The 12,750-nt window shown below is 71.3% G+C and carries 12 protein-coding genes; 5 read left to right on the forward strand and 7 right to left on the reverse strand.

Going from position 1 to position 12,750, the window contains the following annotated elements; translation table 11 throughout:
• Positions 1–2 precede the first annotated feature (2 nt).
• The 3 genes from ACFYW8_RS08065 to ACFYW8_RS08075 all read left to right on the forward strand — a co-directional run bounded on the left by ACFYW8_RS08065 (position 3) and on the right by ACFYW8_RS08075 (position 2,446).
• Positions 3–749, forward strand: coding sequence for a sirohydrochlorin chelatase (locus tag ACFYW8_RS08065; RefSeq protein ID WP_389069082.1), 747 nt, complete (start codon positions 3–5; stop codon positions 747–749).
• A gap of 180 nt (positions 750–929) precedes the next feature.
• Positions 930–1,304, forward strand: a complete 375-nt coding sequence (locus ACFYW8_RS08070; protein ID WP_365868625.1) for a hypothetical protein — start codon at positions 930–932, stop codon at positions 1,302–1,304.
• Positions 1,305–1,591: 287 nt separating this feature from the next.
• Positions 1,592–2,446 carry a transglutaminase-like domain-containing protein gene (locus ACFYW8_RS08075; protein ID WP_389069087.1) on the forward strand — a complete coding sequence of 285 codons (855 nt, stop codon included), beginning with the start codon at positions 1,592–1,594 and terminating at the stop codon, positions 2,444–2,446.
• On the opposite strand, the gene ACFYW8_RS08080 is transcribed toward ACFYW8_RS08075, so the two are convergent.
• Complete coding sequence (locus ACFYW8_RS08080) at positions 2,427–2,804, reverse strand: DUF4440 domain-containing protein (RefSeq protein WP_389069091.1); 378 nt, start codon at positions 2,802–2,804, stop codon at positions 2,427–2,429. The genes ACFYW8_RS08075 and ACFYW8_RS08080 overlap by 20 nt on opposite strands.
• Positions 2,797–3,345 carry a DUF1697 domain-containing protein gene (locus ACFYW8_RS08085; RefSeq protein ID WP_365868630.1) on the reverse strand — a complete coding sequence of 183 codons (549 nt, stop codon included), beginning with the start codon at positions 3,343–3,345 and terminating at the stop codon, positions 2,797–2,799. The genes ACFYW8_RS08080 and ACFYW8_RS08085 overlap by 8 nt, the downstream gene beginning before the upstream one ends.
• A gap of 308 nt (positions 3,346–3,653) precedes the next feature.
• Between ACFYW8_RS08085 and ACFYW8_RS08090 the strand changes: the two genes are divergently transcribed.
• Entirely contained in the window at positions 3,654–5,927 is a 2,274-nt protein-coding gene (locus ACFYW8_RS08090; RefSeq protein WP_389069096.1) for an MMPL family transporter, read from the forward strand.
• Between the two features lie 248 nt (positions 5,928–6,175).
• Here the strand turns inward: ACFYW8_RS08090 and ACFYW8_RS08095 are convergent, their stop codons facing one another.
• The 3 genes from ACFYW8_RS08095 to ACFYW8_RS08105 are packed head-to-tail and all read right to left on the reverse strand — an operon-like array spanning position 6,176 to position 9,224.
• Positions 6,176–7,456, reverse strand: a complete 1,281-nt coding sequence (locus ACFYW8_RS08095) for an ABC transporter substrate-binding protein (RefSeq protein WP_389069099.1) — start codon at positions 7,454–7,456, stop codon at positions 6,176–6,178.
• Positions 7,456–8,289, reverse strand: a complete 834-nt coding sequence (locus tag ACFYW8_RS08100; RefSeq protein WP_389069102.1) for a carbohydrate ABC transporter permease — start codon at positions 8,287–8,289, stop codon at positions 7,456–7,458. Before ACFYW8_RS08100 ends, ACFYW8_RS08095 begins: the two co-directional genes overlap by 1 nt.
• Positions 8,286–9,224 (reverse strand): carbohydrate ABC transporter permease, encoded by a 939-nt coding sequence (locus tag ACFYW8_RS08105; RefSeq protein WP_389069105.1) that lies wholly within the window; start codon positions 9,222–9,224, stop codon positions 8,286–8,288. The genes ACFYW8_RS08100 and ACFYW8_RS08105 overlap by 4 nt, the downstream gene beginning before the upstream one ends.
• A gap of 212 nt (positions 9,225–9,436) precedes the next feature.
• Here ACFYW8_RS08105 and ACFYW8_RS08110 point away from each other — a divergent pair, with 212 nt between their 5' ends.
• Positions 9,437–10,300: a phosphotransferase enzyme family protein gene (locus tag ACFYW8_RS08110; protein ID WP_389069108.1), complete on the forward strand. Its 864-nt coding sequence runs from the start codon at positions 9,437–9,439 to the stop codon at positions 10,298–10,300.
• A 331-nt stretch (positions 10,301–10,631) separates the two neighbouring features.
• Here the strand turns inward: ACFYW8_RS08110 and ACFYW8_RS08115 are convergent, their stop codons facing one another.
• Together ACFYW8_RS08115 and ACFYW8_RS08120 are read right to left on the reverse strand one after the other, a co-directional pair.
• A complete protein-coding gene (locus ACFYW8_RS08115) occupies positions 10,632–11,354 on the reverse strand; it encodes a 3'-5' exonuclease (RefSeq protein WP_389069111.1) in 723 nt (240 codons plus the stop codon).
• A gap of 106 nt (positions 11,355–11,460) precedes the next feature.
• Complete coding sequence (locus tag ACFYW8_RS08120) at positions 11,461–12,699, reverse strand: SAV2148 family HEPN domain-containing protein (RefSeq protein ID WP_365868674.1); 1,239 nt, start codon at positions 12,697–12,699, stop codon at positions 11,461–11,463.
• Between the last annotated feature and the right edge of the window lie 51 nt (positions 12,700–12,750).

Here is a 12,750-nt window from a genome sequence, read left to right on the forward strand (position 1 = left end):
TCATGAACAGGCCGGAGCGTCCCGTCCTCGTCGTCATCGCCCACGGCAGCCGCGACCCGCGGCACGCCGCGACGGTGCACGCCCTGGTACGAAGGGTGCGCGCCCAGCGCCCCGGCCTGCGCGTGGAGACCGGTTTCCTCGACTTCAACATCCCGTCCGTGCAGGGGGTGCTGAACTCCCTGGCGGCCGAGGGCGTCCGCGAGGTGGTGGCGCTGCCGCTGCTGCTGACCCGCGCCTTCCACGCCAAGTCGGACATCCCGGCGGTGCTGCGTCAGGCACCGTCGCGGCTGCGGATCCGGCAGGCGGAGGTGCTCGGCCCGTCCCCGCTGCTGACCGCCGCGCTCGAACGCCGGCTGTACGAGGCCGGGCTGACGCCCGCCGACAAGTCCCGGGCCGGGGTCGTCCTGGCCTCGGCGGGGTCCACCGACCCGGAGGCGATCGCGGTGATCGCAGAAATCGCGCGGGAGTGGCGGCACACCGGTTGGTGCGCCGTGCGGCCCGCGTTCGCCTCCGCATCCCTTCCCCGCACCGAGGACGCCGTCCGTGAGCTGCGCGCCCTCGGCTGCGAACGCGTCGCCGTCGCGCCGTACGTCCTGGCTCCCGGCTTCCTGCCGGACCGCATCGCCCGGGGTGCCGCCGGGGCGGACGTCCTCGCCGATGTCCTCGGTCCCGCGCCGGAGGTCGCGCGCCTTCTGCTGGACCGCTACGACGAGGCACGGATGCCGTCCTTGGCCGCGGTCGGCGCCTGACCTCGAAGGCGGGGCCCTCTCGGCGCCCTGCGTATGGCGCACCGGAAACCCGGCTGCCGCCCGGTGCCCGTCTGTGGTGCAATTCCCGGAACCGCCGGGCCGGACCGACGGGGGATCCGGCGGGCGATCGGGCGGGGCCCGCCACGGCCCGCACCGCAAACGGGCGAGGAGCGAGAGTTCGTGAAGATCCTGGTGATCGTCGCCGTCTGCATCGCCGGATATCTGGTCGCCGGCCAGTGCGCATGGGTTCTGTACGGCTGGATCAAGGACGGGAAGGCGCTCTGGCTGACCCCCTGGGGTCTGCGGGAGGCCGTGGAGGACCGGATGCCGACGGACGTCTCCGGGCTCCCTCTGGCGCTGCTCCTATGGGTCTTCATGTCCGTCGCATGGCCGTTCCCACTCGGTATCACCGTGTCCGAGGACCTGCGGGAACGGCGGGAACGGCGGGAACGCCTGGAGCAGCGGAAGCGGGAGGCGTGGGAGTTGTGGCGGAGCCGGTCTCGTCTGCCGTCCGCGGCTCCCGTCGACGCGCGGCCGGACACCCCTGACGACTGAGGCTTTCCCGGCGGAACGATCCGCGTGCAGCGGTTGTGAACCACCCCGCGCGCGGCGGCCGGACGGCTCGTACCCGGCTGCGGGCGGACGTGGAGCGGACCGGGGTCTCCTCCACTCCGCCCAGGCTCTTTCCACCGTCCAGCTCCTTGACGATCATCGGGCGATGTCCGCCGGCCGCTGGAGCAGCACGTTGAACGGGGTCTGTGCGCCGTGCGGGCGGGCCAGGAGGGCGATCTCGCCGTTCGGCGGTTGACCTTGCCCCTGGGGCAGACCCGAGGGTCCGGGGCATGGACGTCCATCTGACGCAGAGCGTCTTCAGCGACCCCGGCCGTCCGGGCTTCGGCGAACTGCCCGTCGATCCTCGGCGACTCGCGCTCCTCGTACGGAATCTGATCATCCATCGGCGAGAGGGCGAGCGCTTCGGCCATGTCATCACGGAGCGGCGGCTGCGCGAGGACGCGGAGGCGCGATACGTGTCGGAGATGACCCGGATCCTGCGGGAGCGCTCGGACGCGCCACTGACCCGAGGGCGTGAACCGGGTGAACGGTTCGTCGGGACCTGCCGCGACTTCTCCCTGCTGCTCTGTTCCATGCTGCGGGCGACGGGCACACCCGCCCGGCTGCGCTGCGGATTCGCCACCTACCTCGTCGAGGGCTTCCACGACGACCACTGGGTCACCGAGTACCGTTCGCCGGACGGCGGTTGGCGGCTGGTGGACGCGCAGGTCGCGTACGGCCCCTACGAGGTGGACTTCGATCCGCTGGATGTCCCGAGGGACCGGTTCCTCGTGGCGGGCCAGGCTTGGCGGGAGTGCCGGGCCGGCCGCCGGGACCCCGGCACCTTCGGCGTCGCCGGACTCCGGGGGATCAGGGGCCTGTGGTACGTCCGCGGCAATGTCCTGCGCGACCTGGCCGCCCTCAACGGCGTCGAGGTGCTTCCCTGGGACTGCTGGGGACCCGAGGTTCTCGACGAAGCCGCCCTCACCGAGGACGACCTCGCGCGGACCGACGCCGTCGCCGCGGCCCGCACGGACGACGAGGTCCGACGCCTGTACCGGGACCCGCGCCTGACCGTCCCGGACGAGATCACCTCGTACACGACCTATGCGGGTGTACGAAGGGTCACTCTTCCACGGAGCTGAACGGAGTGCCCTGGTGGAAGTACAGCAGCCACTCGGTGCCGGTGCGGCGCCACAGTGAACTCCGGTGTGCCCGGCGGCCGTTGTCGTCCGTGTCGAACGTCAGATGGACCAGGTCGGTGGCGAGCTGCACGCCCTTCATGCGCGTGGTCGTGCTGCGGCCCCCGGCCTCCGTGTCCGTCTCCGAGGCCAGCATCTCGACCGTCGAGGCGCGGTCCCAGATGTGTCCGGACGCGCCGAACTCGTAGAAGTCGGGGTGCAGCAGCGCGCCGACGAGTTCGGCCGAGCGGCGGACCGCAGGGTCGAGCAGGCGCAGTTCACACTCGATGGCGGCCTCGACGGCGGCGTTGCGCTCAAGCACCGGTCAGCTCCTCCAGTTTGACGACGGTGTTCCAGTTCCGTGTGGTGGCGAGGACGCCCTTGAGCAGTCTGGGCTTCGCCAGGGCCTCCGCCAGCTTGGACCGGCCGAGACCGTCGGGTGCGTACAGGTAGAGGACACGGTCGCCGAGACGGAACTCCTCGGGGAGGAAGGCCGCGGGCTCGACGGAGGCGAATCGCTCGGGGCCGACGTGATCCGAGAAGTACGTGACGTGCAGCTGCTTGGCCTCCAGTTCGGCGGCCGGGAACGGGCACGCCTCCTGCACGGCCTTCAGATAGGCGTGATCACGGACGAGCACGCCGACGCCGAAGCCGAAATGCTTCTCTATGGCCCCGGAGAGCTCCTCGGCGAGGGATTCCTCGTCGCCGCGGCCGCTGCTGAACACCGCGTTCCCGCTCTGGAGATAGGTGCGGACGTCGCCGTGTCCCAGGCCTTCCATCAGGGTGCGCAGCTCGGCCATCGGCACCTTCTTCGCGCCGCCCACATTGATGCCGCGCAACAGCGCCGCGTACGTCGTCGTCATCCGCACACCTTAAAACGGCGGCACTGCCCGGCGCGGGTGGGCACGACGGCCGGGTCCGCCCGAGGGTCGCTCCTCGGGCGGACGGACGGCGCACGCCCCGCCGATCCCTGAGCGGTGTCCCCGAGAAGTGCCTTTACGTGTAAGGGGCTTCCGTCCTCCCCAGTGCGGAGACCCCGGGGTCCGCGGGGAGGAGCCGGAGTGCCGAGGGGTCACCGGACAGCACGACGAGACGCTCTTATCGGGGCCATACCTTCGATACAAAGGTGGCGGCAGGGGGCTGTCACCGTGCACAAAGGGGCTGGCCCGTCATGGGGAACGGAGACACACGGGTGCGGGGCATCGCCGCCCGAGCAGGCGGCTGGAGCGCCCGGCACCGATGGGCGGCCGTCGGAATCTGGGTGCTGTTCGTCGTCCTGGCGATGGGCCTCGGCTCCGCGGCGGGCCGCGTCGACGTCAAGGAGAGCGACCAGCTCCAGGGCGAGACGCACACCGCAGCCAAGATCATCGAGGACGCCGGCATCAAGGAGCCGGCCAGTGAGACGGTCCTGATCCAGGCGAAGGACGCGGGCGCCAAGGCCACGGACGCCGAGTTCAGGAGCGCGGTCGCCGCGGTCGTCAAGGCGGTCGACGCCACCGGCAGGGTCACGGACGTGACCTCGCCGTACGACTCCAGGACGATCTCGAAGGACGGCCGCAGCGCGCTCGTGCAGTTCGACATGCGCGGCGACTCCGAGACGGCGGGCGACCGCGTCGCGCCCGTGCTGAACGCCGTCCAGAGCGTGCAGAAGGACCATGCCGGGCTGCGGATCGAGGAGATCGGCGGCGCCAGTATGAAGAAGCAGTACGACGACGCGTTCGGCGACGACTTCCAGAAAGCCGAGCTCTCGGCCGTGCCCGTGGCGCTCGGCATCCTGCTGATCGCCTTCGGCGCGCTGGTGGCGGCGCTGCTCCCGGTGGCGCTCGCGGTCACCGCCATCATGGCGACGATGGGCCTGATGGGCGTAGTCAGCCACCTGATGCCGATGAGCGACACGGCCAACTCCGTGATGCTGCTGGTGGGTCTGGCCGTCGGCGTCGACTACTGCCTGTTCTATCTGCGGCGTGAGCGCGAGGAGCGCGAGGCGGGTCGCGACGCCGGCACGGCGCTGCGGATCGCCGCCGCGACCAGTGGCCGCGCCATCATCGTCTCCGGTGTCACCGTGTGCGTGGCGATGGCGGGCATGCTCTTCACCGGGCTCGCAGAGTTCGAGGCGATGGGCCTGGCCTCTCTGATGGTCGTCGCCGTCGCCATGGTCGGCTCGGTCACCGTGCTGCCCGCCCTGCTCTCCCTGCTCGGCGAGCGCGTCGAGAAGGGCCGCATCCCGTTCCTGCACCGGGCCAAGCGACGCGCCGCGAACGGCGCCCGGGGCAACCGCCGTCCGGCCGACGAGGGCAGCCGGTTCTGGGGCGCCGTCCTGCGCGTGGTGCTCGCCAGGCCCGCGGTCTCCCTGGTCGTCGCGACCGGCGTGCTGCTCGCCATCGCCGCTCCGGCACTCGGCATGAAGACCCAACAGCTCACCCTGGACAAGGAGTTCGGTAACTCGCTGTCGATCGTGGGCACGTACAACCGGGTCAACGAAGCGTTCCCCGGCGGCTCCGAGCCGGCCGAGGTGGTCGTCAGGGCGCGGGACATCAACGCCGCCGACGTGAAGGCCGCGCTCGCCGACTTCCGTGCGAAGGCGGTCAGTTCGGGCGCCTCGCGCGGTCCGGTCGACATCAAGGTGCACGCGGAGCACAACGTCGCCTTCGTCTTCGTCCCGCTGGTCGGCGGCTCCGACCAGGACAAGGCGGAGAAGAGCCTGCAACTGCTGCGCGACACGGTACGGCCGCAGACGCTCGGCAAGGTCGACGGCCTGCAGGCGCCGATCACCGGACAGGTCGCGGGATCGCACGACTTCAACGACCAGTTGATCGGCTCGGTGACCCCGGTCTTCGCCTTCGTGGTCGTCTTCGCCTTCCTCCTGATGCTGCTCTCGTTCCGCTCGCTGACGATCGCGATCACCTCGATCGCGCTCAACCTCCTCTCGGTGGCGGCCGCCTACGGCATCCTGGTCGCGGTCTTCCAGCACGGCTGGGGCGCGTCCCTGGTGGGAGCGGCGGGCGTCGGCGCGATCGTCGCCTGGCTGCCGCTGTTCCTCTTCGTGATCCTCTTCGGGCTCTCGATGGACTACCACGTGTTCGTGGTCTCCCGGATCCGTGAGGCACGGCTGCGGGGCCGCAGCACCAAGGACGCGATCCGGCACGGGGTGGTCACCACGGCCGGTGTCGTCACCAGCGCCGCCGTCATCATGGTCGCCGTCTTCGCGATCTTCGGGACGCTGTCCATGCAGTCCATGAAGCAGATGGGTGTGGGCCTGGCGGCAGCGGTGCTCATCGACGCGACGATCATCCGGGGTGTCCTGCTCCCCGCGGTGATGGCGCTGCTCGGCGAGCGCAACTGGTACCTGCCGAAGTGGCTGAACCGGATGCCCGACCTCACCCACGACGAGGCACCCGAGGCCGTCGCGCCGCCGGTGCCGCGGGGCGAGCGGGCCGGGGTGTAGCCGGCCACGACCGGCCACCGCGACGGCCGGCTCGGACCACCGGACCCACCGGACCCACCGGCCTGAACGAGCGGCGCGGACCACTGGCTCGAACCACCGGCCCGAACCACCGCGCACTTTTCAGGGCCTGCCGGCCCCCTCCGCCCGGAGGGGGCCGGCAGGCCCTTCCCGCAGGTGGCCACGGCCCTTCCCGCAGGTGGTCAAGCGTCCACCCGCGAGATCCTGCCGGGCCGGACCGGGGCAGGCGCTCAGCGCTGATAGCGGGCCAGCACCAGGTTTCCGTCCTTCACCAGCCGTCGGCGCAGCTCGCCGAGGTCGATCGCCCCGCTGTAGTAGTCCTGGAACGCCGGGGTCGCGATCTTGTCCTTCCACTCCGGGTAGCCGCGGACGGACTGGGCGGGCGCCGAGCGCAGGTGGGCCGCCAGCGCGGTACCGGTGGCCCAGTCGTCCTTGGTGGTGTGCAGGGCAGGGTTATTTAGCGCCTCCGTGCCGGTGGGCAGCATCCAGTCGCCGAGGGCGAGCCGGACCATGTTCCCCGGCCTCAGCAGGAAGTCGAGGAACGCGGCCGCCTCCTTCTTGTGCGGGCTGTCCTCGGCGATCGAGAGCGTCTGCGGGCTGACCCCCTGGGCGAGGCCGTCCGCTCCGGCCGGCGCGGGCAGTACCTGCCAGTCGAAGCCCTTCGGCGCCTGCTGCACGATCTGCTGACGGTAGGAGAAGCCGAGCGGGACCATCGCGTACTTGCCGCCGAAGAACCCGGGCAGCGTGTCGGAGCCGCCCATACCGAGCGTGGCGCTCGACGCGCTGCGGTCCTCGTTCACCTCGTCGCGCACGGTCCGCGGCACCACGGCGTCCGCCGCGTCGAAGCGCACCGTCACCTTGCCGTCCGCACCCCGGTGGAACAGCCGGCCGCCCGCGGAGAGGGACAGGTTGAGCGTCGCCGAGACGGGTTCCTTGAGCGGCCACGCGACGCCGTACCTGCCCCCGCCGCTCAGTCGCTCGGCGATCGTACGGAACTCGCTCCAGCTCCAGGGTTTTTCGGGAGTCGGTATGCGGACACCCGACGCCTTCAGCCACCGCGCGTTGGCGATCAGAACACGCGGCTCCTGAAGGAAGGGCACGCCGTAGACCCCGCCTTTGAAGGTGGCCGTCTCCCAGCTCTGTTGCGGGATGTCCGACTTCAGCCGCGTCGACAGCAGTTCGCTCAGGTCGGCGAGATAGCCGCCGTACGCGAAGTCCGCGAGGTCGTCCGAGGCGTCGTGGATGATGTCGGGCGCCTCACCGCCCTCGAAGGAGGTGAGCAGCTGGTCGTGAACGCTGTCCCAACTCCCCTGTACGTAATCGACCTTGACGTCGGAGTGGCTCGCGTTCCACTCCTGCACGAGTTCCTTGTTGGCGGTGACGGAGTCCTGCTGCCAGGCCAGCGACTGGAATCGCAGGGTGATCACGCCTCGCGCCCCGCCGTCGCCGTCCGCGCAGCCGGTGAGCAGCAGGCCGAGCACGGCCAGGACGGTCAGCAGTCGGGTCCTCATCAGCTCTTCACCGCCCCGGCGAGCATACCGCCCGTGATCCGCTTCTGGATGACCGCGAAGACGACCAGCGAGGGCAGCGTCGCCAGGAACGCCGCCGCGGCCAGCGGCCCGAGGTCCGCGGCGCCCTCCGCCCCGATGAAGTGCGTGAGGACGACCGGCAGGGTCTGCTTCTCCGGGCTCTTGAGCAGGACCAGGGCGAAGAAGAACTCGTTCCACGCGCTGATGAACGCGAAGAGCGCCGTCGCCACGATCCCGGGCGCCAGCAGCGGCGCCGTGACGGAGATCAGCGTGCGCGCCCGGCCCGCCCCGTCGACCGCGGCCGCCTCCTCCAGCTCGGCCGGCACGGCCCGTACGTACCCCACCAGCATCCACAGCGCGAACGGCAGCGCCCACACCACGTACACCATGATCAGTCCGGGCATCGAGTCGATCAGCCGCAGGTTCTTCAGCACGAGGAACAGCGGGATGATGACCAGCACGAAGGGGAAGGCCTGGCTGACCACGACCCACCCGGTGGCGGCCCTCGCGAGCGGCGTGCGGTGCCGCGCCATGACATACGCCATCGGCGTCGCGATCAGTACGGCGATCAGCGCCGCGCCGAGCGCCGCGATCAGGGAGTTGAGCCCGGCGCGCAGCAGCGGCTGCTCGTCGAGGGCCTGCCGGAAATTGGCGAGCGTCGGGTCCCGGGGAATCCAGGTGGGATGCAGACTGGCCAGCTCCCGCGCCGGTTTGAAGGCGGTGGAGAGCAGCCAGAGGAAGGGGAAGGCCAGGAAGACGAGGTAGCCGAGCAGTGCCGCGTACTGGCCCACGCGGGCGCTCTTGCGCGTCCTCACGCGTCCTCGCCTCCCCTCAGGCGGCCGGCGAGATATCCGGCGAGGATCACCGAGATCACCGCGACCATCACACAGCCCATCGCCGCCGCGTAGCCGAACTGTCCGTAGCGGAAGGCCTCTTCGTAGGAGAAGAGCATCGGCAGCCGGGTACGTCCGCCCGGCCCCCCGTTGGTCAGCACATACACCAGCGCGAACGAGTTGAAGTTCCAGATGAAGTTGAGCGCCGTGATGGCGAGCGCCACCGGTCTCAGGGCGGGCCAGGTGACCGTCAGGAAGCGGCGCCAGGCACCCGCGCCGTCCATCGCGGCTGCCTCGTGGAGTTCGCGCGGGGTGTTCTGCAGTCCGGCGAGCAGGGCGACCGTGGTCTGCGGCATGCCCGCCCAGACGCCGACGACGACAACCGCGGGCAACGCGGTGCCGATTCCGCTCAGCCAGTCACGACCCCCGCCGAGACCGAGGTCGCGCAGGCTTTCGTTGAGGATGCCCGCGTCGGGGTTGTAGACCAGCCGCCACATGATGCCGACGACGACCTCGGGCATGGCCCAGGGAATGATCGCGAGGGCGCGGGCGAGCGGGCGCAGCCGCAGATCCTGGTCGAGCAGCAGGGCGAGCCCGAGCGCGAGGAGGAACTGCGGCACGGTCACACCGGCCGCCCACACCAGACCGATCCGGAACGAGTCCCAGAACAGGGTGTCGTGCAGCAGGTCCTGGAAGTTCAGGCCGCCGACCCACTGGGTGGGCGACGTCCGCCCCGACTGGGAGTCGGTGAACGCCAGCCCGATCCCGTACAGCAGCGGTCCGGCGCTGAGCACCAGGATGGGGATCAGCGCGGGCAGCACCAGGAACCAGGCGCCGTGGTCGAGGGGGCGGCCTTCCCGGCCCACGGGACGCGGCGCGCGCTTCGGTGACCGCCCGGTCGCGGCCGTCACGGTCATGGCGTCAGCTCCTTCGGGCGGCGCGCGGTGGTCCGGCCGTCCCTGCCGTCCCGGCGGCCCCCGTCATGGTCGTGAAGTCTGTGTGGGTCGTCAAGGCATCGCGCACCCGGTCCGACCTGTGGGAATGCGACACTGGCCGACGGATGGCGTGAACCCGACGCCGTCGGACACGAGGGCCGCGCGGGCGGCGCGCGAGGACACGGAGGCGGGCGATGGACGAGGCACGGGCGCGGGACGTACTGGCCGCGGCGAAGGTACTGCCGGGGCCGGTGCGGGACGCATCTCTCCTCGCCCTCGGCGAGAACGCGGTGTTCGCCGCCGCCGACCTGGTCGTCAAGGTGGGGCGCGATGCCGAACTCCTCGACCGCGCCCGCCGGGAGCTGGACATCGCCGCATGGCTCGCCGAGTCGGGCGTCCCCGCGGTGCGGGCCGCCGAGCCCGAGCCGCTGCTGGTCGAAGGACACCCCGTGACCGTGTGGCACCGGCTGCCCGATCCCGTCCGCCCGGCCGAGCCGCGCGATCTGGCCGAACTTCTGCGCGTGGTGCACGCGCTGCCCTCACCCGCCTTCGCCCTGCCGCCCCGCGAACTCCTCGGCGGCGTGGAGCGTTGGCTGCGGCTGGCGGGCGACGCGATCGACCCCGTGGACGCGGCGTATCTGCGGGAGCGGCGCGACGGCTTCGCGACGGCCGCCGCCTCGCTCACCCCGCACCTGCCGCCGGGCCCGATCCACGGCGACGCGCTGCCCCGCAACGTCCATGTCGGCCCGGACGGCCCGGTCCTGGTCGACCTGGAGACCTTCTCCGCCGATCTGCGCGAGCACGACCTCGTGGTCATGGCGCTCTCCCGTGACCGCTACGGCCTTCCCGCCGAGGCGTACGACTCCTTCACCGCGGCCTACGGCTGGGACGTCCGCGCGTGGGAGGGCTGCTCCGTCCTCCGGAGCGCCCGCGAGACCGCCAGCTGCGCCTGGGTCGCCCAGCACGCACCGACGAACCCCAAGGCGCTGGCCGAGTTCGAACGCAGGGTGGCGTCACTGCGGGACGGCGACGAGACGGTGCGCTGGTACCCGTTCTGACCTGACCTCCGGTATCTGCCTCGACCCGGCGTCACCCGGCGCCCTGGCCACGCTGAACGGGCCCCGTCACGGTGACCGGACCCGTCGGCAAGTCCGGGCCCCTCCCGGTTGCCGGACCCCGTCGGCGCGTCCGGACCCGCTGGCGCGTCCGGACCCCGTCACCCTGGCCGAATCGCATCCCGGGGCCTCACCCCTTAGCCGGACCTCGTCATCGCGGCCGGGCCCTATGACCGTGCCCGGTGGCGGGGTGCGCGTGAACGGCCCGTCACCACGTCCGGACCTCGTCACCTGGCCGGCGGCCGGGTGCGCGCGGACGGTCCCCGGGATCGGGTCAGACCCGTTCGTCCGCCAGGTCCCGCAGCGGCCAGGTCCCGTCCACCACGGCGTCCGTCTCGCCCTTGCGGCGCAGGAAGGACTGGAAGTCCGCAGCCCATTCCGCGTACCACTCGATCTGGCGGCGGTGCAGCTCGACGGGGCCGAGAGCGGCCACCTTGGGGTGGCGGCCGGCTATCGCGCAGGCGAGCCGACCCGCGGCCAGGGCGTCGGCCGAGGCGTCGTGGGCGGAGTCCAGGACCACCCCGTACTCGGTGCAGACCGCTTCGAGGTTCCGCTTGCCCCGACGGTAGCGGTCGACGGAGCGGTCGATCGTGTACGGGTCGATGACCGGAGCCGGATCGATGCCGCCGAGCCGCTCGCGCAGCGACGGCAGTCCGTACCGCCGCAGCTCGGCGGAGAGCAGTGTCAGATCGAAGGCCGCGTTGTACGCGACGACCGGAACGCCGGTCCGCCAGTAGGTGACGAGGACGCCCGCGATGGCGTCGGCCACCTCGTCGGCGGGACGGCCCTCGGTTGTCGCCCGCTCATTGGTGATCCCGTGCACCGCCACCGCGTCGGCCGGGATCTCCACCCCCGGATCGGCCAGCCACTCGCGGCGCCCCAGCGGTTCTCCGCCCTTGACCTCTATCACTGCCCCCGTGACGATCCGCGACTCGCGCGGATCGGTCCCGGTCGTCTCCAGGTCGAAGCCGATCAGCAGCTCCCGGTGCCAGCCCATGGGTGGCCCCCCTTCTTCGTGGTGCTTTCCCCCAGTGGTCTCCACGATCCCATGGGCCACTGACAATCCGAGGAGCGCGTTCCACTCGGCCGCGAGGAACGGCCTTTCAGGACACCGGCCGCGAATCGGCCCAAGCCACCTCGAACTCCTCGCGATAGGTCGGGAAAAGTCCTTCTTCGTTACTTTCGTCCTGTTTGAGCAGTCGGCTTCCGCCGCGCAGCACCAGGACCGGGGCCTCCATGCCACGGGTGCGGCGCAGATACGACTGCACGACCGCGACACCGTCGGAGCCGTCCCCGTCCACGAGGTAGGCGGTGAAGCGGGGCGTCTCGTCGTAGACCTGGATCTCGAAGGCGTCCGGGTCGCGCAGCCGGGACCTCACCCGCCGCATGTGCAGGATGTTCATCTCGACCGCCCGGCTCAACTCGCCGCGTTTGATGCCGAGTTCACGCTCACGGCGCTTGACCGCGCTGGACGCGGGGTTCAGGAACAGCAGCCGCGTCCGGCAACCGGACTCTGCGAGACGGACCAGCCTGCGCCCGGAGAAGTTCTGCACCAGCAGGTTCAGGCCGATGCCGATCGCGTCGAGCCGGCGGGCCCCGCCGAAGAGGTCCTCGGCGGGGAACTGGCGCAGCAGCCGGACCCGGTCCGAGTGCACACCGACGACGTCCGCGTAGCGGTCGCCCACGAGGTTCTCGACGGCGTCCACGGGCAGCCGCCGTGCGGAGGGCACGTCACTCCCGGCGCCGAGGATCTCCAGGAGCTTCGCGGCGGCCCGCTCGGCCTGGCCCAGCACGGCCTCGGACAGAGCCCGGTTGCGCGACACGACGTTCCGGGTCACTTCCAGCTCGTCCAGGGCGAGTTCGACATCCCTGCGCTCGTCGAAGTAGGGCTCGAAGCACGGCCAGTGCTGCACCATCAGCTCGCGCAGCTGGGGCAGCGTGAGGAAGCTGAGCACGTTGTCGTCGGCCGGGTCGAGCAAGTACCCCTTGCGGCGGCTGACTTCGCGCACGGCGACGGCGCGCTGCACCCACTCCTGGCCGGCCGGTCCCGCGGCGGCGACCACCCAGTCGTCGCCGTGGACGGGTTCGTAGATGGGCCGGAGAACAGCGGCCACGACCGCGCGCAGCCGCTGTTCGACCAGGTTCAGCCAGATGTAGGCGCGCCCGGCCCGCTGGGCGCGCGTACGCACCTCGCGCCAGGCGTCGGCGCCCCAGTCCAGTTCCGGTCCGATGGATCCCATTTCCATCGGCCGCGCCAGGGACACCGCGCCGGGTGGGACATCTGTGGAGTTCCCCTCGTGACCCTCGTCACCAGGAGGCAGCTCCAGCCCTCCCGAGCCCACCCGCGCACCGCCTTCCGCTCCCCCGAGCACTCCCCAGGGGCCAGGCCCCAA

The organism is Streptomyces sp. NPDC002742, assembly GCF_042888885.1.
In the GTDB taxonomy this organism is placed as follows: domain Bacteria; phylum Actinomycetota; class Actinomycetes; order Streptomycetales; family Streptomycetaceae; genus Streptomyces.